19 protein-coding genes are annotated in these 23,803 nt (G+C 72.1%); 13 read left to right on the top strand and 6 right to left on the bottom strand.

The features are described from left to right. Positions 1 to 431: 431 nt before the first annotated feature. Positions 432 to 1,415: a LacI family DNA-binding transcriptional regulator gene (locus tag ACFWY5_RS20720; protein ID WP_379608951.1), complete on the bottom strand. Its 984-nt coding sequence runs from the start codon at positions 1,413 to 1,415 to the stop codon at positions 432 to 434. Positions 1,416 to 1,496: 81 nt separating this feature from the next. Here ACFWY5_RS20720 and ACFWY5_RS20715 point away from each other — a divergent pair, with 81 nt between their 5' ends. From ACFWY5_RS20715 to ACFWY5_RS20690, 6 genes are all read left to right on the top strand, one after another. Further along, on the top strand, positions 1,497 to 2,696 hold the full coding sequence (locus ACFWY5_RS20715) for an AGE family epimerase/isomerase (protein ID WP_379633639.1): 1,200 nt from the start codon (positions 1,497 to 1,499) through the stop codon (positions 2,694 to 2,696). Next, positions 2,696 to 3,421 (top strand): 6-phosphogluconolactonase, encoded by a 726-nt coding sequence (locus ACFWY5_RS20710; RefSeq protein ID WP_379633638.1) that lies wholly within the window; start codon positions 2,696 to 2,698, stop codon positions 3,419 to 3,421. The genes ACFWY5_RS20715 and ACFWY5_RS20710 overlap by 1 nt, the downstream gene beginning before the upstream one ends. Beyond that, positions 3,418 to 4,626, top strand: coding sequence for a D-mannonate dehydratase ManD (gene manD, locus ACFWY5_RS20705; RefSeq protein ID WP_379633636.1), 1,209 nt, complete (start codon positions 3,418 to 3,420; stop codon positions 4,624 to 4,626). Before ACFWY5_RS20710 ends, manD begins: the two co-directional genes overlap by 4 nt. Continuing rightward, entirely contained in the window at positions 4,623 to 5,924 is a 1,302-nt protein-coding gene (locus ACFWY5_RS20700) for a mannitol dehydrogenase family protein (RefSeq protein ID WP_379633634.1), read from the top strand. Before manD ends, ACFWY5_RS20700 begins: the two co-directional genes overlap by 4 nt. A gap of 136 nt (positions 5,925 to 6,060) precedes the next feature. After that, entirely contained in the window at positions 6,061 to 7,311 is a 1,251-nt protein-coding gene (locus tag ACFWY5_RS20695) for an erythromycin esterase family protein (protein ID WP_379633632.1), read from the top strand. A 43-nt stretch (positions 7,312 to 7,354) separates the two neighbouring features. Continuing rightward, positions 7,355 to 8,656 (top strand): MFS transporter, encoded by a 1,302-nt coding sequence (locus ACFWY5_RS20690; RefSeq protein WP_379633630.1) that lies wholly within the window; start codon positions 7,355 to 7,357, stop codon positions 8,654 to 8,656. A 1-nt stretch (position 8,657) separates the two neighbouring features. Here the strand turns inward: ACFWY5_RS20690 and ACFWY5_RS20685 are convergent, their stop codons facing one another. Beyond that, positions 8,658 to 11,699 (bottom strand): BTAD domain-containing putative transcriptional regulator, encoded by a 3,042-nt coding sequence (locus tag ACFWY5_RS20685; protein WP_379633628.1) that lies wholly within the window; start codon positions 11,697 to 11,699, stop codon positions 8,658 to 8,660. A 59-nt stretch (positions 11,700 to 11,758) separates the two neighbouring features. Here ACFWY5_RS20685 and ACFWY5_RS20680 point away from each other — a divergent pair, with 59 nt between their 5' ends. From ACFWY5_RS20680 to ACFWY5_RS20660, 5 genes are all read left to right on the top strand, one after another. After that, positions 11,759 to 13,261, top strand: coding sequence for an MFS transporter (locus ACFWY5_RS20680; RefSeq protein WP_379633626.1), 1,503 nt, complete (start codon positions 11,759 to 11,761; stop codon positions 13,259 to 13,261). A gap of 115 nt (positions 13,262 to 13,376) precedes the next feature. Then, positions 13,377 to 14,546 carry a serine hydrolase domain-containing protein gene (locus ACFWY5_RS20675; RefSeq protein ID WP_379633624.1) on the top strand — a complete coding sequence of 390 codons (1,170 nt, stop codon included), beginning with the start codon at positions 13,377 to 13,379 and terminating at the stop codon, positions 14,544 to 14,546. 34 nt (positions 14,547 to 14,580) lie between these two features. Next, entirely contained in the window at positions 14,581 to 15,537 is a 957-nt protein-coding gene (locus ACFWY5_RS20670) for an aldo/keto reductase (protein WP_379608962.1), read from the top strand. A 117-nt stretch (positions 15,538 to 15,654) separates the two neighbouring features. Beyond that, complete coding sequence (locus tag ACFWY5_RS20665) at positions 15,655 to 17,250, top strand: alpha/beta fold hydrolase (RefSeq protein WP_379608963.1); 1,596 nt, start codon at positions 15,655 to 15,657, stop codon at positions 17,248 to 17,250. Between the two features lie 53 nt (positions 17,251 to 17,303). After that, positions 17,304 to 17,798, top strand: coding sequence for a beta-class carbonic anhydrase (locus tag ACFWY5_RS20660; protein WP_379608964.1), 495 nt, complete (start codon positions 17,304 to 17,306; stop codon positions 17,796 to 17,798). 30 nt (positions 17,799 to 17,828) lie between these two features. On the opposite strand, the gene ACFWY5_RS20655 is transcribed toward ACFWY5_RS20660, so the two are convergent. Continuing rightward, positions 17,829 to 18,230 carry a hypothetical protein gene (locus tag ACFWY5_RS20655; RefSeq protein WP_379608965.1) on the bottom strand — a complete coding sequence of 134 codons (402 nt, stop codon included), beginning with the start codon at positions 18,228 to 18,230 and terminating at the stop codon, positions 17,829 to 17,831. A 112-nt stretch (positions 18,231 to 18,342) separates the two neighbouring features. On the opposite strand from ACFWY5_RS20655, the gene ACFWY5_RS20650 reads away from it, so the two are divergent. Further along, complete coding sequence (locus ACFWY5_RS20650) at positions 18,343 to 19,590, top strand: hypothetical protein (protein ID WP_379608966.1); 1,248 nt, start codon at positions 18,343 to 18,345, stop codon at positions 19,588 to 19,590. 34 nt (positions 19,591 to 19,624) lie between these two features. On the opposite strand, the gene ACFWY5_RS20645 is transcribed toward ACFWY5_RS20650, so the two are convergent. From ACFWY5_RS20645 to ACFWY5_RS20635, 3 genes are all read right to left on the bottom strand, one after another. Next, positions 19,625 to 20,029 carry an SRPBCC domain-containing protein gene (locus ACFWY5_RS20645; protein ID WP_379633622.1) on the bottom strand — a complete coding sequence of 135 codons (405 nt, stop codon included), beginning with the start codon at positions 20,027 to 20,029 and terminating at the stop codon, positions 19,625 to 19,627. Between the two features lie 45 nt (positions 20,030 to 20,074). After that, positions 20,075 to 20,827, bottom strand: a complete 753-nt coding sequence (locus ACFWY5_RS20640; RefSeq protein WP_379633620.1) for an alpha/beta fold hydrolase — start codon at positions 20,825 to 20,827, stop codon at positions 20,075 to 20,077. Between the two features lie 295 nt (positions 20,828 to 21,122). After that, positions 21,123 to 22,076, bottom strand: coding sequence for a hydroxyacid dehydrogenase (locus ACFWY5_RS20635; protein WP_379608969.1), 954 nt, complete (start codon positions 22,074 to 22,076; stop codon positions 21,123 to 21,125). 85 nt (positions 22,077 to 22,161) lie between these two features. Here ACFWY5_RS20635 and ACFWY5_RS20630 point away from each other — a divergent pair, with 85 nt between their 5' ends. Then, positions 22,162 to 23,787: a TIGR04028 family ABC transporter substrate-binding protein gene (locus tag ACFWY5_RS20630; protein ID WP_379633618.1), complete on the top strand. Its 1,626-nt coding sequence runs from the start codon at positions 22,162 to 22,164 to the stop codon at positions 23,785 to 23,787. Positions 23,788 to 23,803: the final 16 nt, after the last annotated feature.

Below are 23,803 nucleotides of genomic sequence, written 5' to 3'. Positions count from 1 at the left end.
CCCCGTCCTGGCCACCACCCACCTCAGCCGCCCGCTCCGCGCTGCCCCGCGCCGCCCTACGCCGCCCCGCTCGCCCCACGCCGCGTGCCGCGCCGCGCCGCGCCGCGCCGCCCCGCGCTGCCCGCGCTGTGCCCGCGCTGTGCCGGCGCTGTGCCGGCGCTGTGCCGGCGCTGTGCAGTGCCCGCTGCGGCAGCGCCGTCCGCGCCGTCCCGCGCCGCGTGTGCTGCCCGCGGGGCGCTGCCCCGCGCCGCGCCGCTGCCCCACGCCGCGTGCTGTGCTGTCCCACGCTGCGCCCGCGCCGCGGGCTTCGTGCACTGGGTGCGTGTCGGGGTGCCTTGTGCCGGTTGTTGTCGGGGCTTCCGCAGTGCGGTCGTGGCCCGGTCCGGGTGAGGACTGGTGTCCTGCTCAGGCGGTGGGGACCGGTGTGCTGCTCAGGGGGTGGGGCCGGTGGAGTCGCGGGGGGTGAAGACGCCGGGCAGGCGGCGGGATTCCGGGGGCGCGTCGGGGGCCTCGATGTGTCTGGTCAGGACCTCCATGGCGGTCTGGCCCAGGTCGTCCATGGGGGCCGACACCGTGGTCAGGCGGGGGGTGACCGTCTGGGCGAGCAGGACGTCGTCGCAGCCCACCACGCTGCGGTCGCCGGGCACCGACACCCCCCGCCCCGCCAGCTCGGCGAGCACCCCGCACGCCATCAGGTCGTCGAAGGCGAACGCCGCCGTGGCCGAGGTGCCGATCAGGGCCGCACCGGCCTGCCGCCCGCCCTTGTACGTGGCGCGGAACGGCCCCAGCTCCACCAGGTCCACGCCCCGCCCGCGCGCCCACCGGCGTACCGCCTGCGAGCGCCGCCCCGCCGCCCACGACGCGCTCGGCCCCGCGAGCAGCGCGAACGAACGATGGCCCAGCCCGTACAGGTGCTCACCGGCGTCGAACAGCGCGGCCGTGTTGTCGCACACCACCGAGGACATCTCGCGCAACGTCCGGTTCACCAGCACGATCGGCAGGTCGCCCGCCGCCTCGCGCAGGGCGGCAGCGGGCGAGCGCGGCGAGGCGGCGATCACCCCGTCCACCTTGCCGCGGAGCTGGTTCACCAGGCGTACCTCGGTGGCCGCGCTCTCCTCGGCGTCGATGAGCATGAGCGCGCTGCCGATCCGGTCGGCGGTGCGCTGCACGGCCCGTACCAGCAGTGGGAAGAACGGGTTGGTGATGTCGGGCACGAGGAGCCCGACCATCCCGGCCCGCCCCGTGACCAGCCCGCGCGCGGCCGAGCTGGGCTGGTAGTCGAGCTCGCGGGCGGCCCGCAGCACCCGTTCACGCACGACGGGGCTGACCAGCTCCGGCCGGTTGAACGCGCGGGACACGGTCGCCGCCGACACCCCGCACATGGCGGCGATGGAGTAGATCGTCGCGCGGCCCACCTCACGCTCCCTTCTTGACGGGTAACTCTAGCGAAGACAGAATCCATGCAATCGCTTTCATTTCACGACCCTAGGGGCAGCATGGGGCCGGAACACGCGGCACGACGGCAACTCGAGGACGTCATCTTCCCGTTCTGGCTGGCCAACGGCATCGACGAGGTCAACGGCGGCTACTACACCTGCTTCGACAACCGCGGCAGGACGCGGCTGTCGACCGACAAGTACACGTGGTCACAGGGCCGCTTCGTGTGGTTGCTGGCGCGCGCGGCCCGCCTCGCCGAGCGCGGCCTGCTCGCCCTGGACCCCGCCGAACTTCTGTCCCACGCCGAACGCGGCGCCCGCTTCCTGGTCGATCACGCGGTACGGCCCGGCGGCACCTGCGCCTACCTCCTGGACGAGACGGGCACCGAGAAACCGTCCGAACGCAGCATCTACGCCGACTGCTTCGTGGCCATGGGCCTGTCCGAGCTGTCAAGACAGACCGGCTCGCCCGAGTGGCTGGACGTGGTGGACCCCATCCTCACCAGAGTCTCCGACGACATCACCAACGGCGACCCACCAACCCCGCCCTACCCACTGCCACCGGGCCACTCGGGCTTCGGCGCCCGCATGATCCTGCTCAACGCCCGCCTCGACCAGGTCCGCGCCCACGAGCGCACCGGGGGAGAGGCGGCGGGGTTGAAGGGGGAGTTGGCCGGTGCCTTGCGGGGGGTGATGGCGCATCGGGAGGAGACCGGGTTGTTCGCCGAGGTCCTGGTCGGTGATCCCGGGCAGCGTGACACCGTCCTGGCCAGGCATCGGAACCCCGGCCACGCCCTGGAAGGCGCCTGGATGGTGCTGGAGGCCGGGGAACTGCTCGGGGATCACCGGGCGGACGGGCAGGTGCTGGACAGCATCTCCAAGCTCTGCGCCACCGGCTGGGACGTGGAGCGGGGCGGGCTGCTGCGCTACACCGACGTGACGGGCCGGCGGGGCGGCGGGGCGTACGAGGAACTGATTCTCAGGACGTGGACGACGAAGTTGTGGTGGGTGCATACGGAGGCCGCCTACAGCACCCGCCTCGCCGCCGTGAAATATGGCGATAAATCGGCGGAAAGGTGGTTCGGGGAGGTCTGGGGTTACACGCTGGACACCTTTCCCGGGCGTGATGACGGGGAGGAGTGGGTGCAGATCCGTGACCGGGACGGGCGGCCGCTTGATGAGGTGGTGGCGCTGCCCGTCAAAGATCCGTATCACATCGCCAGGAATCTCATGCAGATCGTCGAACTGGGGGAGGGCTGATGCGGGTCAGCGTCCATGCCGACCGGGCGGCCACCGGCGCGGCGGCGGCTCGGGCGGCCGCCGAGGCCTTGCGCGAGGTCCTGGCGGCACAGGACGAGGCGCGGGTGGCCTTCGCGGCGGCGCCGTCACAGCGGGAGATGCTCGCCGGACTGCGTGCCGCCCCTGGCATCGACTGGTCGCGGGTGGTGGCGTTCCATCTGGATGAGTATGTGGATCTGCCGGCGGACGCGCCCCAGCGCTTCGCGGCCTTTTTGCGGGAGGAGATCTGGGGAGCCGTCGGGCCCGGGGCCGTGCACGAGATCGTGCCGGGCGCCGACCCGGCCGCCGCGGCGGAGCGCTACGCCGCGCTGCTCGCGCGGGCCCCGCTCGACCTGGCCTTCCTCGGCATCGGCGACAACGGTCACCTGGCCTTCAACGATCCGCCCGTCGCCGACTTCGCCGACCCGCTCACCGTGAAGGTGGTCGAACTGGACGAGCCGTGCCGCAGGCAGCAGGTGAGCGACGGCTGCTTCGCCACCCTGGGCGAGGTGCCGCGCCGCGCGGTCACGCTGACGGTCCCCGCCCTGCTGGCGGCGCGCCGCCTGGTGGTCACGGTCCCGGGCGCGCGCAAGAAGGCCGCGCTCCAGGCCGCCCTGCACGGCCCGCTCACCACCGCCTGCCCGGCCTCCGCCCTGCGCACCCACCCCCGCTGTACGCTCTTCGCCGACCAGGAGGCACACGGATGAAGATCGTCGACGCGCGGGTCATCGTCACCTGCCCGGGCCGCAACTTCGTCACCCTGAAGATCACCACGGACGACGGGGTGACCGGTCTCGGCGACGCCACGCTCAACGGCCGCGAGCTGGCGGTCGCCTCCTACCTGCGCGACCACGTGGCCCCGCTGCTCATCGGCCGCGACCCCGCCCGCATCGAGGACACCTGGAACTACCTCTACCGGGGCGCCTACTGGCGGCGCGGCCCGGTCACGATGACGGCGATCGCCGCCGTCGACACCGCCCTCTGGGACATCAAGGGCAAGGTGGCCGGGCTCCCGGTGTACCAGCTGCTCGGCGGCCGTTCCCGCGAGGGCGTCACGGTGTACGGCCACGCCAACGGCGAGACCGTCCCGGAAGTCCTGGACGAGGTGGCCCGCTACACCGAGCTCGGCTACAAGGCGGTGCGCGTGCAGTGCGGCGTCCCCGGCCTGCCCGTCACCTACGGCGTCAGCCAGGACAAGATGTTCTACGAGCCCGCCGCCGCCAGACGGCCGGTGGAGGCGACCTGGTCGAGCGAGCGGTACCTGCGCATGGTCCCGGAGCTGTTCGCCGCGGCGCGTGAGCGCTTCGGCCCCGACCTTCACCTGCTCCACGACGTTCATCACCGGCTGACCCCGATCGAGGCGGCCAGGCTGGGCGCGAGCCTGGAGGAGTACGCGCCGTTCTGGATCGAGGACCCGGTCCCGGCCGAGTTGCAGGAGGGCTTCCGGCTCATCAGGCAGCACACCACGACGCCGATCGCGGTGGGCGAGGTGTTCAACTCGATCTGGGACTGTCAGCAGCTCATCACCGAGCAGCTCATCGACTACATCCGGGCCACGGTCGTGCACGCGGGCGGCATCACCCATCTGCGCCGCATCTTCGACCTGGCCGCCCTCTACCACGTCAGGACCGGCTCGCACGGCGCCACCGACCTGTCGCCGGTGTGCATGTCGGCCGCGCTGCACGTGGACCTGGCGGTGCCGAACTTCGGCATCCAGGAGTACATGCGCCACACCGAGCTGACCGACGAGGTCTTCCCGCACGGCTACCGCTTCGCCGACGGTTACCTGCATCCGGGTGAGGAGCCGGGGCTCGGGGTGGAGATCGACGAGAAGCTCGCCGCGCGCTACCCGTACGACCCGGCCTACCTGCCGGTCAACCGGCTGCTTGACGGGAGCATGCACCATTGGTGAGGCTCAGCCGTACCTCGTACGAGGGGGCTTTCCGGCCGGGCGCGACGGGGATCGTGCATCTCGGGATCGGCGCCTTCGCCCGCGCGCACCAGGCCGTCTTCACCGAGGAGGCGATGGCGGCCACCGGTGACGACCGGTGGGGGATCTGCGGCGCCACCATGCGCGGTCCCGCCGTGGCCGAGCAGCTCGGCCCGCAGGACGGCCTCTACAGCGTGCGCGCGGGCGGCGACCTGCGCGTCGTCGGCGCGGTCACCGAGGTGCTACGGCCCGGCGACGACCTGCTCACCGACCGGCTGGCCGCGCCGGGCACCCAGGTGGTCACGGTGACGATCACCGAGAAGGGATACCGCGCGGGGCCCGCCGTCGACCGGCTGGTGCGTGGGCTGCGGGCCAGGGCCGCCGCGGACGCGGGGCCGATCACGGTGCTGAGCTGCGACAACCTGCCCTCAAACGGGGCCAGGCTGGCCAACCTGGTCAGGGCGGCGGCGGAGCCGTGGCTGCTCGGCTGGATCGGCGAGCAGGTCCGCTTCCCCTGCACGATGGTGGACCGGATCGTGCCCGCGAGCACGCCCGCCGATCTGGCCGAGGCGGCGGCCCGGCTGGGGCTGGAGGATCGGGGCGCGGTGGTCGCCGAGCCGTTCCTGCAGTGGGTGATCGAGGACGACTTCGCCGCCGGGCGGCCCGCTTGGGAGAAAGCGGGGGCGTTGCTGGTGGCGCGGGCGGGGCCGTACGAGGTGATGAAGTTGCGGCTGCTGAACGGCAGCCACTCCGCGCTCGCCTACCTCAGCGCGCGCGAGCACGTCGCGCAGGCGCTCGGCGAGCTTCGTCCGGCGCTCGTGCGCCTCATGGACGAGGTGACGCCGACCCTGGGGGAGCTTGACGGCGTGGACCTGGGCGCGTACAAGGCGTCGCTGCTGGAGCGGTTCGCCAACCCCGAGCTGCGGCACCGCACCGCGCAGATCGCCGCGGACGGCTCGCAGAAACTGCCGCAGCGGCTGCTCGATCCGGCCCGCGAGCTGCTCGCCGCCGGGCGCGAGCCGCGGTGGATCGCGCTGGTCGTGGCGGGGTGGATGGCACACGTGAGTACGGCTTCCGCCGTGGACGACCCGCTGGCGGGACGGCTCAGGGTCACCGGTGACGCGGCGCGGGTGGCGGGGCGGCTCCTGGCGGTCAGGGAGGTGTTCGGCGAGGATCTGCCGGAGCACGCGGGGTTCCGTGAGCTGGTGACCGAGGCGCTGGAGCGGATCATGGCCGAGGGGACGGTGGCGACCGTGCGCGCGTACCTCAGCGTGCCTTAAGGTCTCCGCTCCCGGGAGGAGACCGGCCCGCGGCGCTACACCGGCTGGGGTAGCGGCGCGGGGGCTGCGCGGCGGACGCGGCGGACGGCGTCCCGCAGGACGGTAGGGGCGTAGCCGATCGCGAAGGAGATCCCAGATGATCACGCACGCCGCCCTCGCCGCCGCCACCGCGTTCTCGCTCACCACGGGACCGGTCGTCGACTGGGTGAAGGAACACGCCGTCCCGCTGGCCACGATCGACCCGGCGGCGCCGCTGGACGACCTCGCGCCGCTGGCCAGGATGGTCGGGAACGCCAAGGTCGTGGGGCTGGGCGAGTCGACGCACGGGGCGCGCGAGGAGGCGCTGCTCAAGCACCGGCTCCTGCGGTACCTGGTGGAGAAGCGCGGGTTCCGCACGATCGCGTGGGAGGAGGACTGGACCACCGGGCAGCTCGTCGACCGCTACGTCGTCACCGGGAAGGGCGACCTGGACGCGGTGGTGAAGCAGATGACCACGACGTGGCAGGCCGAGGAGATCAGGGACGTGCTGCGCTGGCTGCGCGCCTACAACGCCAAGCACGCCGACAAGGTGCGCTTCGTCGGCGTGGAGTTCTACGCCACCCGCCCCGCCGCGTACGACGCGGTGATCCGGCACGTGGCGAAGGCCGCTCCCGCCAAGCTCGAGTCGGTCAGGGCGCATCTGGCGGAGATCCGCCCGCCCTCCGACGACGTCGGCAAGTACCTGCGCGAGCTGTTCGAGAGCGGCCGGGACATGAAGCCGTACATCGCCCACGCCCGCGCCGCCTACGACGTGGTCAAGGCGCTGCCGGACTCCCGCGCGCAGGCGCTGGCCCTGCACAACGCCCGCCAGATCGTCTCGTTCTTCGAGTACCTGGACCGCGGGGCCGACACCGGCTACCGCGACCAGCAGGCCTCGCGCAACCTGCGCTGGTGGCAGCGCTTCTCCGGCGACAAGGTCGCCTACTGGGCCGCGAGCGCCCACACCGCCAACGCCCCGGACCTGCGCCTGTCGCTGCCGCCCGCCCCCGAGCGTCGCTTCGCCAGCGCGGGTTCACACCTGCGCCGCTGGTACGGCCCGCGGTACCTGTCCATCGGCTTCACCTTCGACCACGGCACCCTGAAGATCGGCGGCAAGCCGGTCCGCATCCCCCGCCCGCCCCGCTCCTGGGCCGACCGCCCGTTCGGCGACGCCGGGATCTCCCAGTTCGCCGTCGACCTGCGGGTCAAGACGCCACCTCAGCTCAACCGGCCCAAGAAGATGCGGGGCATCGCCAACTACGACCCCAAACGCCCCTACGACTACTACATGGACGGCGGCGCGATCACCCAGTGGTTCGACGTGATCGTGCACCGGCAGGCTGTCACCCCGCTCCGCATGCTGGGCTGAAGCTTATTGACACGATGCGGGCAGTGCGTGAAGCTTTTCGCGCATGACGGGTATGGCGGATGGAACCGGCACGACGGGCGTGGCCACGGCACGGTCCCGCCGGGCACTCGTGGCCGGATCAGTCGGAAATTTCATCGAGTGGTATGAGTTCGGGGTCTACGGGTACTTCGCCACGATCATCGCGGCGAACTTCTTCGCCCCCGCCGGGGCGAGCGACCTCGAAGCCCTGGTCAAGACCTATGCCTCGTTCGCCCTGGCGTTCTTCTTCCGGCCACTCGGCGCCGCCGTCTTCGGCCGCCTGGGGGACCGGATCGGCCGCCGCCCGCTGCTCATCCTCGTCGTCCTGCTCATGTCGGCCGCGACCGCGCTGATCGGCGTTCTTCCCACCTACGACACGATCGGCGCCGCGGCTCCCTGGCTGCTGACGCTCGTCCGGATTCTGCAAGGGCTGTCCGCGGGCGGTGAGTTCGGCGGGGCCGTATCGCTGATGACCGAGTTCGCGCCCGACCGCAAGCGCGGCCTGTACGGGTCGTGGCAGTCGTTCACCGTGGCGCTCGGGCTGCTCGGCGGGGCGGGGGCGGCGGCCGTCATGGCCACCCTGCTGTCGGAGGCCGACCTCAAGGCGTGGGGCTGGCGCATCCCCTTCCTGCTCGCCGTCCCGCTCGGCGGGCTGGCCCTGTGGTTGCGGCTGCGGCTGGAGGAGACGCCGTCGTTCACGAACCGCGAGACGAGCGTGAAGCCCACCGCGGGCGAGACCGCGCGCGCCATCCTGCTCGGCATCGCCCGCCTCATGGGCTGGTCGGCGGCCGGGTACACCTTCCTCGTCGTCATGCCGTCCTACCTGCAGACCACCCTCAACGCCACCTTCCAGCAGGCGCTCATCGCCACCGTCGTGGCCAACCTGGGGTTCGCGCTGGCCATCATCCCGGCCGGAATCCTCAGCGACCGCTACGGCCGACGCGTCGTCATGACCACCGGCGCCGCCCTCATCGTCGTCCTGGCGCTGCCTCTCCTGAACGTCCTCCAGGACCCCGGCGGCTCCCTGACCCTGAAAGCCGCCGCCGTCTTCGTGGCCGGAGCCGTGGTCGGCCTGATGGCGGGGCCGGGGCCGGCGATGCTCGCCGAGATGTTCCCCACCAACGTCCGCTACACCGGCCTGGGCCTGGCCTACTCGCTGTCGAACGCGGTGTTCTCCGGCTCGGCGGGCCTCATCATCACCCAGCTCATCAAGAACACCGGCGACGCCGACATCCCCGCCTACTACGTGATGGCCACCTGCCTGATCAGCACCGCCGCCCTCCTGACCCTCCGCGGCACCGCCCACGAAGAACGTCTCCGCCCCTGACTCACAGGGTGCTCGCGTAGGCGGCGGCGAAGGCCGCCTCGCCCAGGGCGGCCTTGGCCCGCGCCGTCGCGCGGGCGATGTCGTCGATCTCGTCAGGGGAGGCCGGGGTGCTGTGGGCGGTACGGCTGGCGGCGGCCGTGCCCAGCAGGCGGGCGGCCTCCTCCGGCTCGGCCACCGTGGCCAGCGCCTCCATCGTGCCCGCGATCGTCCGCGGGTCGCCGATCTTCCTGGAGGCCACCAGCGACTCCCGGAACAGCTCGCGGGCCTCCGGCTCCCTGCCCTGCTCGCGCCGGACATGGCCGAGCTCGTTCAGGACGGTCGGGATGAACAACTGGGGATCGACGTCCGGGCCGCGCGGCACGCCACGCAGCAGGACGGCGATGTGCTCCTCGGCCAGCTCCAGCCGTCCCGAGTGCCGGGCCGCGATGCACAGGCCCAGCCTGGCGAAGATCGTCCCCTCCTTGTAGCCCTGGCCGTCGGCCAGGCGGAGCGCCTCCAGGCAGGTCTCGATCCCGCGGTCGTAGTCGCGCAGGTAGGTGGCGATCCAGCCCAGCCACGACAGGCGGCGTACCTTGTCCGGCCACAGGCCCAGCTCCTCGGCCACTTCGGCGTCGTCGGTGAAGATCCGGACGGCCGCGTCGTAGTCGCCGCGAATCTCCTCCAGACCGCCCAGCCACTCATTGGCCTGCAGGACACCCCACCGGTCACCGAGCTCGGTGAACAGCCGTCGGCTCTCGTGGCCGACCCGGTCGAGCTTGTCCAGTTCGCGCAGGGTGAAGGCGTCGCGGGACTGCCGGCTCAGCGCCACCGCGACGCCCCACCGGTCGCCGAGCTCGCGGCAGGCCGCCAGCGCCCGGTCCACCACGGCGGTCGCGGTCGGCATGTCGGTCACCCCGTACTGCACGAACAGCTCCGCCCGCGCCCGCACGGCCGGGTCGGCGATCTCCAGCGCCGCCTCCCAGTCCACGTTCTCACCCAGCAGCAACGCGAACCCGGCCCGCCAGGCCCGCGCCTTCTCCACCTCGGCCCCGTCCGGCAGGCCGGGGGCGTTCAGCGCGACGTCGAGGGAGCGGAGGGCCTCGTGCAGGCGGCCGCGCAGGTACCAGTGCCAGGAGAGCGCGTTCACCAGCCGCAACGCCTCAGGGGCCGGCGCGGAGTCGAGGGCGCTGCGCAGGTTCGCGGCCTCGGAGTCCAGATCGCGCATCCAGCGCACCTGCTCGGCGCCGCGCAGGTGCCCCTCCGCCCGCTCGGCGAGCGAGGTGTAGTAGGCCACGTACGCCCGCCGTACCCGATCGGTCTCCCCGGCGTCGTCCAGACGGCGGCGGCAGTAGGCCGCGACCGACTCCAGCAGCCGGTACCGCACCCCGGACGGCCCCTCCACCACGGTCACCAGCGACCGGTCGACCAGCCGCGCGAGCAGCTCCATCACGTCGAGCCCGCCGTCGCCGCACAGGACCTCGGCCGCCTCCAGCGTGCACCCGTCCGCGTGTACGGCCAGCCGCCGCAGCACCACCCGCTCGTCGTCGGTGAGCAGGGTCCAGCTCCAGTCGATCATTCCCATGAGCGTCTGCTGCCGGTCGGAGACCCCGCGCTGCCACCCGGACAGCACCCGGAACCGGTCGTCCAGCCGCGACACCAGTTCGTGGATGCCGAGCGAACGCACCCGGGTGGCCGCCAGCTCCAGCGCCAGCGGCAGCCCGTCGAGGCGCCGGCACAGCTGCGCGACGGCCGCCGCCGTGGACTCGTCGAGCACGAACCCGCGCGCCGACGCCGTGGCCCTGGCCATGAACAGGCGTACCGCGTCGGAGGCCGCCACCGCGTCGAGCCCTTCCTCCTCGGGCAGGCCCAGCGGCGGCACGCTCCACAGCGTCTCGCCGGCCACGCTCAGCGGCTCCCGGCTGGTCGCCAGGATCCGCAACCCCGGCGCGGCCCGCAGCAGCGACTCGGCCAGCTTCGCCGCCTGGTCGATGACGTGTTCGCAGTTGTCCAGGACGAGCAGCATGCGCCGCGCGCGCAACGTGTCGGCCAGCCGGTCGAGCGCGTCGCCCGGCCCGGCGCTGTCGCGGATGTCCAGCGCGGCCAGCACGGCGTCGGCCAGCGAGGCGGTGTCGCGGTCGTGGGCGGCCAGCTCCACCAGCCACGCGCCGTCCGGGTACGCGCCGGTCAGCTGGGCGGCCGTGGCGATGGACAGGCGGGTCTTGCCGACGCCGCCGGAGCCGGTGAGCGTGACCAGGCGGCTCGTGCCGAGCAGCTCGCGTACCTCGGCCACGGCCCGGTCGCGGCCGATGAGGTCGTCGACGGTGGCGGGCAGGTTGGTGACCGGGCGCCGCTCCTGGCCGCTGAGGCCCGGGTCCTGGCGCAGGATGCGCGCCTGCAGGTCGGCCAGCTCGGGGGACGGGTCGAGGCCCAGCTCGTCGGCCAGGCGTTCGCGCAGCTCGCCGTAGGTGGCCAGCGCGTCGCTCTGCCGTCCCGCCCGGTACAGGGCGGTCATGTGAACGGCACGCAGCCGCTCGCGCAGCGGGTGCTCGGCCACCAGTTCGGCCACGTCGACCGGCTCGCCGGCGGCCAGCCGTACCTCCGCGAGCTCTTCCACGGCGGTCAGCCGCTGTTCCTCCAGCTTCGTGATCGGCGCGCGCGTGAACTCCATGTCGGAGAAGTCGGCGTACGGCGAGCCGCGCCACAGCTCCAGCGCCTCGGCCAGCCGTCCTTCTCCGGCCAGCGCGGCGAAGCGCAGCGCGTCCACGGCCTCCGGCGAGACCCGCAACTGGTAGCCGGGCGCCCGCGAGACGATCAGGTTCTTGCCGCCGGGTTCGGCGTCCTCCAGCGCCTTGCGCAACTGGGAGACCCGCACCTGCAGCGCGGCGGCGGGGTTGGCCGGCGCGTCGTCGCCCCACAGGTCGTCCACGAGCCGGTCCGTGGACACCACCCGGCCGTCGTGGGCCAGCAGGTCCGCGAGCAGGGCACGCACCTTCAACCCCGGAATCGAGACGACCTCTCCGGCGTCCGTCCAGACGGTCAGCGGTCCCAGCACTCCAAAACGCATACGAAGCACCTTAAGGCGCTGGAAAGGAGACCAGAAGCGGGTCCGGCCACTGTGGAGCCATGAACACGACCTCAACCGCCGGCAAGCGCGACTGGATCGCACTCGGCGTCCTCAGCTCGATCGCCCTGCTGCTCTCCATCGACGTCAGCGTCCTGTACCTCGCGCTGCCGCACCTCAGCTCCGAGCTGGGCGCCAGCGCCCCGCAGCAGCTGTGGATCATGGACATCTACTCCTTCATGCTGGCCGGCTTCCTGGTGACCATGGGCACGCTCGGCGACCGCGTCGGCCGCCGCAAGCTGCTGCTCATCGGCTCGGCCGCCTTCGGCCTGGTGTCCGTCGCGGCGGCGTTCTCCTCCAGCGCCGAGATGCTGGTCGTGACCCGGGCCCTGCTGGGGATCGCGGGAGCCACGCTGATGCCCTCCTCGATGGCCCTGATCCGCAACATCTTCCGCGACCCCAAGCAGATGGGCGCCGCGATCGGGGTCTGGTTCAGCTGCTTCATGGTGGGCATGGCCGCGGGGCCGCTCGTGGGCGGGCTGCTGCTGCAGCACTTCTGGTGGGGCTCGGCCTTTCTGCTGGGCGTGCCGTTCATGGCCGTCGTGCTGATCGCCGGTCCGCTGCTGCTGCCCGAGTACCGCGACGCCACGGCCGGCCGCCTCGACCTGGCCAGCGTCGCCCTGTCGCTGGGCGCGATCCTGCCCGCCATCTACGGCCTGAAGGAGATCACCAGGAACGGCTGGCAGCCGCCGGCCCTCGTGGCCGTCGCCGCTGGCCTGGCCATGGGCGCGCTGTTCGTCCGCCGCCAGCGCCGCCTGGCCGACCCGCTGCTCGACCTGCGCCTGTTCGGCAACCGCGCCTTCGCCGCCTCCCTGACCATCCTGATGCTCGGCGGCGTCGTCATGGCCGGGGTCACGCTGACCGTCACCACGTTCCTGCAGTCGGTCGCCGGCCTGTCCCCGCTGGCCGCCGGGCTGTGGATGATCCCGCCGAGCCTGGTCATGATCGTCGCTCTGTCCGCGGGGCCCATGCTGGCCCGGCGCGTCCAGCCGGCGTACGTGATGGCCGGTGGCCTGGCGCTCGGCGCGGCCGGCATGGCGCTGATGACCGTCGCCGACGCGACGAGCGGCGTTCCGGTCCTGGTCGCCGGGCTGGTGCTGGCCCAGGCGGGCATCGCGCTGCCGATGGGCCTGGGCAACGGCATCATGATGGCCGCCGCCCCGCCGGAGAAGGCCGGGTCCGCCGCCTCGATCTCCGAGACCAGCGGCGAGTTCGGTGTCGCTGTGGGCGTCGCGGCGCTGGGCAGCCTGGCCGCCGCCGTCTTCCGCGCCGGCCTTCCCGCCGAGGTGAAGGCGGACACGCTGGCCGGGGCCGTGGCCGAGACGCTGGGCGACCCGGCGCTGCTGGCCGCCGCCCGCGCGGCGTACACCTCGGGGCTGCACGCGGTGGCCGGGGTGGGCGCGGCGCTCTTCCTGGGCCTGGCCGTCCTGACGGTGGCGGTCCTGCGCGCCCGCGCCGGGCGCGCCGAGCGGCCGGTGGCGCTGGCCGAGCAGGTGGCCGCCTGAACCCCCGATCGGAGCGCCCCGCCGGACCTCGACCGGCGGGGCGCTCTTACGTGGAGTTAGCAGGCGCTCCAGTGGTATCGGCGGCACCCATCCGTGACGAACAAGGAGAACTGCCTTGACCGACGACCCTTCGCGGCGCTCCGTCCTGGGCCTGCTGGGCGCTGCGCCGCTGATGGCGAGCACCGGCCGGGAACCGGTCGCCACCGGCCGCTCGCTGGAGGCCTTCGACGACCACATCCGGGACCTGGCTGACCAGGACCGGTTCTCGGGGACCGTGCTGGTGGCCCACCGCGGCCGCGTGGTGCTGTCCCGCGCGTACGGCATGGCGGACAAGGAAAGGAAGATCCCCAACGGCCCCGACACGATCTACGCCCTCGCGTCGGCGTCCAAGCCGTTCACCGGCCTGGCGATCGTCCAGCTGGCCCAGCAGGGCAGGCTGAGGTTCCACGAGAAGCTCAGCACCTACCTGGACGGCTTCCCCGCCGACGTCGGAGCCGTCACCGTGCACCAGATGCTCACCCACACCGGCGGCATGACCGACCCGACCAACAGCCCCGGCGGCGACAAGATCCTCAACAGCATCGCCGAGGCCGAGGCCGAGCTCGCCAAGCAGGCACGCGAGCAGAAGCTGCGCTTCGTCCCCGGCACCAAGAAGGAGTACGCGAGCACCGGCTACAACGTCCTCGGCGAGATCGTGGCCGCGGTCTCCGGCATGCCGTTCCACGAGTACATGCGCGAGCACGTCTTCCGGCCCGCGGGCATGCGGCGCTCGGCGTACTACACCACGCCCCAATGGCTGACCGACGAGCGCATCGCGCACCCGTACATGCTGCAGGAGGACGGCTCCCGCATCGACGGCGTCCGCAACCTCGACAAGGGCGGCACCCTCGGCGTCAGGGGGACGAACTCGGCGCGCGGCTTCATCGGAGCCGGTGGCGGCAACGCCTTCGCCTCGGCCTCCGACCTGCTGCGCTTCGCCTGGGCGCTGAAGAACCACAAGCTGCTCAACCGCGCCTACACCGAGATGTGGCTGAGCCCGAAGATCTCCGGGCCGTCCATGGGAGCGCCCGACCCGCGCCGCGGGGAGGGCTTCCACGCCTACGGCGCGATCGCCGCCATCTTCAACAACCAGCGCATCATCACGCACGGCGGCGGCATCGCCGGCGGCTCGACCAGCTGGAGCATCTACCTCGACACCGAGTGGACGGCCGCCGTGCTCTGCAACTACGACCTGCGCGAGCTCCAGCAGATCATCGACCGGGAGCGCGAGGCGATCGCCGGGTAACGTGAATGGCCTGATCGAGCGTGGAGGGGTTGGCATGGAGTACACCCGGCTGGGGTCATCGGGACTGAAGGTCTCGCGTGTGTGCCTGGGCATGATGAGCTTCGGCCACTCGCGGGCCTGGCAGCTCGGCGAGGACGCGGCGGAGCCGATCGTCCGGCGCGCGGCCGAGGCGGGGATCACCTTCTTCGACACCGCCGACATGTACTCGGCCGGCGCCAGCGAGGAGATCACCGGCACGCTGCTGAGGAAGACCTTCGCCAAGCGCGACGACTACGTGCTGGCCACCAAGGTCTACTTCCCCATGGGCCAGGGAGCCAACGACCGCGGGCTGTCGCGCAAGCACGTGCTCGCCGCGATCGACGCCTCACTCGACCGGCTCGGCGTGGACCACGTGGACCTCTACCAGATCCACCGCTGGGACCCCGACACGCCCATCGAGGAGACGATGGAGGCGCTGCACGACGTGGTCAGGTCGGGCAGAGCCCGCTACCTCGGCGCCTCCAGCATGTACGCCTGGCAGTTCGCCAAGGCCCAGCACGTCGCCGAGCGCAACGGCTGGACGAGGTTCGTCTCCATGCAGAACCACTACAACCTCGTCTACCGCGAGGAGGAGCGCGAGATGCTGCCTCTCTGCCTCGACCAGGGCGTGGGCGTCATCCCGTGGAGCCCGCTGGCGCGCGGCCTGCTGGCCCGCTCCGGCGAGACGGTCCGCTCGGGCAGCGACGCCTACGCCGGCGAGCTGTACGACGACGGCGACCTGGCCGTGGTCGACGTGGTCAGGTCGGTGGCCGGGGCGAAGGGCCTGCCCCCGGCCAGGGTCGCGCTCGCGTGGCTGCTCGGCCGGCCGGGCGTCACCGCGCCCATCGTCGGCACGACCAAGCTCGCCCAGCTGGAGGACGCGATCGCCGCGGTCGACGTCTCGCTGAGCGCGGACGAGGTCGCCGCGCTGGAGGCGCCCTACCGGCCGCACGCTGTGAGCGGGCACGCGTGACGGCTCTCAGGGAGGATGTCGCGCCGCGGTACCGGCACCTGAGGAGGAGGCGGCCGCGCTAGGGGGATGGGTCTTACGGCGGTGGTGGGTTGATCGCCGCTCCACCAGGCTTGCCGTATGTCGTTGATTTCCGTGGTTTTAGCGGCGGCCGTGGGGTTGTCGCCGATCGTCCCCACACCGCCGCCCCCTGTACCGAGTACGCAGCAGGCCCGGCCGCACCCGTTCGCGCCGGTGCCCTTCCCCTTGCCGTCCGGCCTGGACACCGCGTCCAAGGCCCCGCACACCCCCGAGCCCGGCGCGCCGCCCTGGTGTCCTCCGGTGCCGGGCCGGCGGGTGGAGTGCGGCACCGAGCAGCGCCCGCTGGTCGCCGGCAAACCGGAGCTGGGCACCGTCGAGGTGGCCTACGCGCTGGTGCGCCGCGAGAACGAGGCCGCCCCCGCCAAGAACACCGTCATGGTCAACCCGGGCGGGCCGGGCGGCGCGCCCGTCGTCCTGGCCGGCTGGTACTCCTCGCTGCTCGGCTCCCTGAGCGCCGACCACGACCTCCTGCTGATCGACCCGCGCGGCACCGGCTACTCCGGCGCGCTCGTCTGCGGCACCGACGGCTTCCTGTGGGCCGACCGGGCCGAGCAGCGGCGCATCGTGGACAGGTGCGGCGCCACGCTCGGTCCGCGTGCCGCCGGATACACCTCCGCCGCCACGGCCGACGACTTCGACGCGGTCCGGCGCAAGCTCGGCCTCGGCAAGGTCGTCCTGTACGGCATCTCCTACGGCACCTACCTGATGCCGATCTACGCCGAACGCCACCCGGGCACCGTGCGCTCGATCGTCCTGTCGGGCGCCTACCCGGTCACCTTCGACCCCTTCGGCGCCCCCAGCGCCAGGGCGATCTCGCTCAGCCTGCGCCGGATCTGCGAGCGCAGCGGCGCCTGCGACGGCGGCGCGGCCGTACGCGATCTGCGCAAGGTGGCCGCGATGCTGCGGGTCGGGCCGGTCGACCTCACGATCACGGTCGGGGGACGGCCTCAGACGGTGAAGCTGACCGAGAGCGTGCTGGCCCAGATCCTCACGTTCGCCGCCAGCGGCGGCCTGGGCGGCTCCCCCGACGAGGTCTCGCTGATCGGCGCGATGCCCGCGCAGCTCCACCGGGCGGCCAGGGGTGACACCGGCCCGCTGGTCACCGCGATGACCACGCTCTTCCAGGAGATCGCCAACCAGGAGATCTCGGACATGGGGCTGACCATCGCGGTGGTCTGCAACGACTACACGCGCCCGTGGTCGGTGGACGCGCCGGTCCGGCAGCGGTGGCGGCAGTTCGAGCGGGCGCTGAAGCGGGCCGACCCCCACGGGTTCGGCGCCTTCAGCCGCGAGGGCTACGCGTTCAGCATCCCCGACGGCGGTGAGGTGTGCATCGGGTGGCCGAAGGAGGGTACGGCCCGGCCGTACGCGCTGAGTGGCAAGCTGCCCGACGTGCCCACGCTGGTGCTCTCCGGCGACCTGGACAACAACACGGCGGCGGAGAACAGCCGGCTGAGCGCGGCCCAGTTCCCCAGGGCGCGGTTCCTGTCGGTGCCGAACACCGGGCACGTCGCCGAGATGGACGCCTCGGGGTGCGCCGTGGGCCTGGTCAGCGGGTTCATCCGGGACGAGCGGCTCGGGGACACCTCGTGCCTGGCGAAGATCCCGCCGCTCAAGGTGAACAAGCCCTATTGATTGTGTAGGTAATGAGGGTAATTTGAGAAGCCCGACCCCTGGGAGGTAGTGCGATGAGCGTCACCGACGAACTGCTCGCCAACGCCGACCGGTACGCCGCCGCGTTCGACAAGGGCAGGCTGCCGCTCCCGCCCGCGAAGGGCGTCGCCGTCGTCGCCTGCATGGACGCGCGGCTCAACGTCTACGGCCTGCTCGGCCTGCGGGAGGGCGACGCGCACGTCATCCGCAACGCCGGTGGCGTCATCACCGCGGACGAACGGCGCAGCCTCGCCATCAGCCAGCGGTTGCTCGGCACCACTGAGATCATCCTCATCCACCACACCGACTGCGGCATGCTGACCTTCACCGACGACGCGTTCAAGGAGGCCATCAGGGCCGAGACCGGCATCAAACCGGACTGGTCCGCGGAGGCGTTCTCCGACCTGGAGGGCGACGTCGTCCAGTCGGTGTCGCGCGTGAAGGCCGACCCCTTCATCCCGCACCGCGATGAGGTACGCGGCTTCGTCTACGAGGTGGAGACCGGCCGGCTGCGCGAGGTGAAGGCCTGACGCCGGGCGCCGGGGGCCCGCCTCCGGCGCTCAGCCCGTCGCCTGCCTCGGCGCGGCGATCAGCCCGTAGATCACCAGCACGCAGAGCGCGATGCTGATCACCGAGTAGATCGGGTACGCGCTGAGAAAGGCGAACTGGCCGATCATGGCCAGCGCGGCGAAGATGGCGCCCAGCCACCTGGCCCAGATCTGCCCGGCCAGGATCCCGAGCGCCACCGCCACCTGGACCAGGCCGAGGATCAGCCAGATCCAGCCCCAGGTGGTGTAGTCGAGGACCAGGAGCTGCCCGCCGGAGGTCAGGTAGTACTCCTGGCGGAAGAAGGCGATGATCCCCTGCATCACGTGGAAGAAGCCGAGGATGACGCCCAGCATTCCGGCGAATCCGAGCCAGCCGGAGCGGCCGGCGGGTTCCGTGTAATACGCGTTCATCATCTGGAGGTGCCCCCGTGGGAGGGGGCGCGACAGGGCCTTGCCCTATGCGGGCCGAGAATTTGCCGCCCGATGGCCGCCGAACGGGCATTCCTCTCTGAACGAGGGGGTGGCGATGTCCGAGGAGCCGCTGGACGCCGAGGTGCGGGCGGAGCTGGCTCGGCTGCGGGCCGAGGTCGCCGAGCTGCGGGGCCGTACCGGCGGGGGAAGGTGGCGCGCGGTCGTCTCCGCGGCGCTGATCACGCTCGGCTGCGTGCTCGTCCCGCTGGCCGGGGCCGGGTTCTGGGCCGCCAACGAGGTCTCCGACACCGACCGGTACGTCGAGAACGTGACGCCGCTGGCCGGTGACCCCGCCATCCAGAACGCCGCCGCCAACCGGGTCACCGGCGCGGTCATGCAGGCGCTCGACGTCCAGGCGGTCGTGGGCCAGATCGCCGGCAGGCTGCCGCCGCGTGTCGGGGACAAGCTCAAGGGGCTGTCCGGGCCGATGGCCGACGGCGTCGAGGGCTTCGTACGCGACAAGGTCGGGCAGGTCATCGCGAGCGACACCTTCCAGACCGTGTGGGTGCGGGCCAACCAGGTCGCGCACAAGCAGTTCGTCGCGGTGCTGTCCGGCGAGGGCAGCCAACTGCTCAAGGTGAACGGCGGCGCCGTCAGCCTCGACCTCGGCCCGATCATCGACCGGGTCAAGCAGAAGCTGGTCGCCTCCGGGCTCGGCCTGGCCGCCTCCATCCCCGAACTGCACCCCACGATCGAGCTGTTCGACTCGGCCGACCTGGTCACCTGGCAGCGCTGGTACGGCTGGCTGATGACCCTCAAGTGGGCACTGCCGGTGCTGGCGCTGATCCTGCTCGCCCTCGGCGTCTACGTCGCGAACAGCCGCCGCCGCGCCCTGGCCGGGGTGGGGATCGGGCTGATGGCCGGCATGCTGGCGCTGGCCGCCGCCCTGGCCGCCGGGCGCGCCGCCTACCTCGGCTCGGTCGCCCGGCACGGGCTGGACCAGGCGGCGGCCGCGGACCTGTTCGACACGCTGGCCCGCTTCCTCAGGGGCGGGCTGCGCACGGTGCTGGTCCTGGGCCTGGTGATCGCCGCCGCGGCGTTCTTCACCGGCCCGTCCGCGACCGCCGTCAGGACCCGCTCCGCGCTGAAGCGGGTCATCGGCGTGGCCGGTTCCCGGCTGGACACCGGCCGCTTCGGCGCCTGGCTGGCCCGCAACGCCACACCGGTGCGCGGCGGGCTGGTGGCGCTGGCCGCTCTGGTCTTCGTCTTCTGGGACCGCCCGACCGGCGCCGTGGTGCTCGGGATCACCGTCGCGACGCTGCTGCTCCTGGGCGTGGTGCAGTTGCTGGCGCGCGGCTCATGAACGCGGCGCGCGGCTCATGTGCGCGGCGCGCGGTTCATGTGCGCGGCGTACCGGACAGGTGCTCGCCGAGGCGGTCCAGGGACTCCAGCCAGGCCGCCCTGACGTGCTCCTGGCCGTCGCCCCGGTGCTGGAAGCGCAGCGCGGTGCCGTCTCCGTCGCCCGCCAGCGTCACGGTCACGACCGCCTCGCCCGAGGTGAAGACGAGCCGGGCGGGGGCGTGGGCCTCGTGGTAGAGGCCGCCCAGCGTGGTCTCGAACCCGTGCTCGCCGACCAGCGTGACCTCCCACGCGCCGCCGGGGCGCGCGTCGAGGAGGACCCGGTCGACGGGGGTGGTGAAGATCCGGGGACCGAACCAGCGGGCGAAGCACCCGGGCGTGGTCCAGGCGGCGTACACCTGGTCGGGGGAGGCGGCGAGCGTGCGTTCGATGGAGTACTGCATGGCCCCACGGTGCGCCGCCGCGCTTACGGTCCCCTTCCGGCGGGCTTAAGGGGGAAGAAACCCGGCGACGTCGGCCGCGAACCGTTTGTGGCGGAACGTCCCTAGGTGACTGGCTCCGGGATACACCAGAAGCTTCCCGTACGGCAGGCCGTCCGCGGTCTCGCGGAACAGCTCCGGCGTGTAGGCCAGATCGCGCTCCCCGCCGACGACCAGGGCGGGAACCTCGATCTCCGCCAGCCGGTCGCGCAGGTCGAAGGAGTCCTCCGCACGGGCGAAGCGCAGCATGTCACGCGGGTCGGCAGGACGGATCGCCGGATCGGCCAGCCACATGAGCGCCGTGAAGAACGCCCTGGTCAGCGGGTTGGCTCCGGCCAGCGGAGCCAGGTGGTGGGCGCCGCGGCGACCGACCGCGACGGCCTCGGTGTAGCGGCGCTGCGCCAGCCGCGTGCGCGGCGGCAGCGTGTACGCGGCCCCCGCCACCACCACGCGGCGCACCACCTCCGGATGGTCGGCGGCCAGTTGCAGGGCCAGGGAGCCGCCCGAGGACATGCCCAGCACGTCCACCGCCCCGCCGAACCGCTTACCGATGGCCTCGGCGTGCTGCCCGGCGATGTCGGCCATGGTGGTGCCCTCGGGCATGCCGGGCGCGCGGTTCACGGCGTGGACCCGGAAGCGCTCGCCCAGAGCGGTCAGGACGGGTCGTTCACCGGCGGCGGGTTTGGCGGAGTGCTCGGGCGTGAACCACCGCAGCACGACCAGCGGCTCACCGGCACCCGACTCCGACCACGGAAGCTCCATGCCCCCCAGTCTGCGCGCCCCACCGCCCCCTCGCGCGCCCCTTCCCCCACCCCCTCAACCCCCACGCCACCGCCCCAACCCCCGCAGCCCGCCCGCCTCGGCTTCCCACGCCACCACGCAAGCCCTGCGCCACCGCCCAAGCCCTGCGCCACCGCCCAAGCCCCGTGCTGCCGCCTCAAGCCCCTTGCCTCGCCCGCCTCGGCTTCCCGCGCGGCGACATGGCTCTTCGTGCGTCGGCCCGCCCGCCTCTTCTCTTGCGCCGCCTCAAAGCCTCTCGGCACGCCTTCCCGGTGGGTTAGGCGAGGCGGGCTGCGGCTTCTCGGGTCAGGGTGTGCTGGAGCGGCTGGCCGGTGGCGAAGCGTTCCAGTTCGGCCGCCACGAGCTCGCCCAGCAGGCCGCGCTCGGCCCCGAGGCTGCCCGCGATGTGCGGGGTCACCACCACGTTGGGCAGCGTGAACAGCGGCGATCCCGGGACGGGCGGCTCGGGGTCGGTGACGTCCAGGACGGCGAACAGGTCGGGCCGCCCGGCCAGCACCTCCAGCAACGCGCTCTCGTCGAGCACGGCGCCCCTGGCGGTGTTGAGCAGCGTCGCGCCCGGCTTCATGGAGGCCAGCAGCGACCGGCCGACCAGCCCGCGCGTCTGCGGCAGCAGCGGCGTGTGCACGCTGACCACGTCGCTTGTGGCGAACACCTCTTCCAGCCCGGCCATCCGCACACCCTCGTAGGCGGCGGACGGGTCGTAGGCCACCACTTCCAAGGGCAGCGCCCGTAGCCGGTCCGCGACCAGCCGGCCGATCGCGCCCAGCGAGACGAGGCCGACGCGTGAGCCGTACAGGCCGGGCTGGGGTGTGCGGGGGAGCGGCGCTCTGGCGGCGCGGGCGTTCAGGACGTAGCGCCACCCGCCCTTCAGCGCGTAGACGATCTGCGCGTAGGTGAAGTCGGCGACGGGTACGGCGTTGGCGGTGTAGGCGGAGACGAGGGGGATGCCGCGGTCCCAGAACTCCGGGGTGACGATCCCGCGGACCGATCCGGCGGCGTACAGGACGAGCTTGAGGCGGGGCATCGACTCCAGCAGGGCCCGGTCGAGCACGGGGCCGCCCCAGCTCGTGCAGAGCACGTCGGCCTGGGTGGGGCCGGGGTGGGCGGCGGGGCCGTACACGATGCTTGCCTGGGCGCGGATGCGGTCCAGGACGGGTGCGTAGACGTCGGGGAAGACCTGAGGGTCGAGCACGAAGGCCGCGGACAGCACACCGACGATCTTATATTTGCCTACTTTTCTGGTAGGTATTAGGGTTTTGTCGCGTAAGTCCCCGGAAGTGAAGGGTCGTCGTTCCATGTCCTCAACCAGACCTGCGGTCTTCAGCGTCGCCATGCTCGCCGTCGTAGGGCTGCTGAGCTCCTGTGGAGGCGGCACCGGATCGGCCGCGGGAGCCAAAGCCGCCGGCGGCGAGCCCGTCTACGGCGGCACGCTCACCTACCTGGAACATCAGCCGCCCACGTGCCTTTATCTGCCCGCGGCCGGGTTCTATCCGAACGGCGGCGTGCTCAACCAGATCACCGACAAGCTGACCTGGCAGAACCCCGCGACCCTGAAGATCGAGCCGTGGATCGCCACCAAGTGGGAGGTGAACGACGACGCCACCGAGTACACCTTCCACCTGCGCGACGGCGTGACCTTCAGCGACGGCAGCCCGCTCGACGCCGCCGCGGTCGCGGCCAACTTCGACGTGTACGGCAAGGGCGACGAGAAACTGAAGCTGCCCCCGGCCGAGTTCGTCAACAACTACGAGCGCTCCGAGGTCGTCGACCGGAAGACGGTGAGGTTCTTCTTCGACAAGCCCTCGCCCGGCTTCCTGCAGGGCACCTCGGTGATCGGCGCGGGGCTGGTGTCGAAGAAGACGATCGGCCTGCCGTACGAGGAGCAGTGCCAGCTCAAGAACGTGATCGGCTCGGGGCCGTTCACGCTGGCCAAGCAGATCGTGGACAAGGAGATCGACCTTCAGGCCCGCAAGGACTACAACTGGGCGCCGCCGTCCTCCGAGCATCAGGGCCGCGCGTACCTCGACCTCGTCAAGATCATCGTGACTCCGGAGGACAACGTGCGCGTCGGCGCGCTGACCTCGGGGCAGGCCGACTACGTGCGCTACGTGCAGGCCTACGACGAGCAGACGGTCAAGGGGGCCGGCTTCACCGTCAAGGCCGAACCGACCCGCGGCGTCAACAACGGCCTCTACCTGCGTCCGGGCAACAGCATCCTGAAGGACGTCAAGGTCCGCAAGGCGCTGCAGAAGGGCACGGACGCCAAGGAGGTCGTGGACACGCTCTTCACCGAGAACTACCCGCCGGCCACCTCGGTGCTCAGCCACCTGGCCCAGGGCTACGTGGACCTGTCGAAGGAGCTGGTCTACGACCTCGACGGGGCCAACCGGCTGCTCGACGAGGCGGGCTGGACGCGCGGCGCCGACGGCACGCGGGAGAAGGGCGGCGTCAAGCTCCAGCTCGGCGTCTTCGTCGCGGGGCCGCAGCCGCTGTCGAAGCAGACGCTGGAGCTGGTCGCCCAGCAGTGGTCCAAGCTCGGGATCAAGCTGGAGATCCGCCCCGCCGACGCCGGCACGATGGCCGTGGACATCAAGGACGCCGAGAAGACCGCCGTCTCCCACAGCATGGTCGGCCGCGCCGACCAGGACGTGATCAAGAGCCAGTTCCACAGCAAGAACCGTGACGTGATCCTGTCCACGGACAAGAAGCTCGACACGCTGCTGGAGGAGCAGTCCGCGCTGGCCGACGTGGCGCGCCGCAACGCCAAGGTCGGCGAGATCCAGCGGTACCTGATCGAGCAGGGCTACGCCATCCCGCTGTTCGAGGAGCCTCAGGTGTACGGCGTGGCGCCGTACGTCCAGGGGGTGGCCTTCGAGGCGGTGGCCCGGCCCAGCTTCTACTCGGTCTGGCTCAATAAATGACGAAATATCTGGCTAA

Origin of the sequence: Nonomuraea sp. NPDC059007 (assembly GCF_042740555.1) — a bacterium.
Classification (GTDB): Bacteria; Actinomycetota; Actinomycetes; order Streptosporangiales; family Streptosporangiaceae; genus Nonomuraea.
The sequence above is the reverse complement of the archived record's forward strand: the minus strand, read 5'-3'. Positions and strand labels throughout refer to the sequence as shown.

What these genes read in the sequence shown, in the direction of transcription:
- ACFWY5_RS20650 (WP_379608966.1), top strand. Translation starts at nt 18,343, where the DNA reads ATGTCCGAGGAGCCGCTGGACGCCGAGGTGCGGGCGGAGCTGGCTCGG.
- ACFWY5_RS20665 (WP_379608963.1), top strand. Translation starts at nt 15,655, where the DNA reads ATGTCGTTGATTTCCGTGGTTTTAGCGGCGGCCGTGGGGTTGTCGCCG.
- ACFWY5_RS20670 (WP_379608962.1), top strand. Translation starts at nt 14,581, where the DNA reads ATGGAGTACACCCGGCTGGGGTCATCGGGACTGAAGGTCTCGCGTGTG.
- ACFWY5_RS20660 (WP_379608964.1), top strand. Translation starts at nt 17,304, where the DNA reads ATGAGCGTCACCGACGAACTGCTCGCCAACGCCGACCGGTACGCCGCC.
- ACFWY5_RS20685 (WP_379633628.1), bottom strand. Translation starts at nt 11,699, where the DNA reads ATGCGTTTTGGAGTGCTGGGACCGCTGACCGTCTGGACGGACGCCGGA.
- ACFWY5_RS20710 (WP_379633638.1), top strand. Translation starts at nt 2,696, where the DNA reads ATGCGGGTCAGCGTCCATGCCGACCGGGCGGCCACCGGCGCGGCGGCG.
- ACFWY5_RS20655 (WP_379608965.1), bottom strand. Translation starts at nt 18,230, where the DNA reads ATGATGAACGCGTATTACACGGAACCCGCCGGCCGCTCCGGCTGGCTC.
- ACFWY5_RS20630 (WP_379633618.1), top strand. Translation starts at nt 22,162, where the DNA reads ATGTCCTCAACCAGACCTGCGGTCTTCAGCGTCGCCATGCTCGCCGTC.
- ACFWY5_RS20695 (WP_379633632.1), top strand. Translation starts at nt 6,061, where the DNA reads ATGATCACGCACGCCGCCCTCGCCGCCGCCACCGCGTTCTCGCTCACC.
- ACFWY5_RS20680 (WP_379633626.1), top strand. Translation starts at nt 11,759, where the DNA reads ATGAACACGACCTCAACCGCCGGCAAGCGCGACTGGATCGCACTCGGC.
- ACFWY5_RS20690 (WP_379633630.1), top strand. Translation starts at nt 7,355, where the DNA reads ATGACGGGTATGGCGGATGGAACCGGCACGACGGGCGTGGCCACGGCA.
- ACFWY5_RS20715 (WP_379633639.1), top strand. Translation starts at nt 1,497, where the DNA reads ATGGGGCCGGAACACGCGGCACGACGGCAACTCGAGGACGTCATCTTC.
- manD (WP_379633636.1), top strand. Translation starts at nt 3,418, where the DNA reads ATGAAGATCGTCGACGCGCGGGTCATCGTCACCTGCCCGGGCCGCAAC.
- ACFWY5_RS20640 (WP_379633620.1), bottom strand. Translation starts at nt 20,827, where the DNA reads ATGGAGCTTCCGTGGTCGGAGTCGGGTGCCGGTGAGCCGCTGGTCGTG.
- ACFWY5_RS20645 (WP_379633622.1), bottom strand. Translation starts at nt 20,029, where the DNA reads ATGCAGTACTCCATCGAACGCACGCTCGCCGCCTCCCCCGACCAGGTG.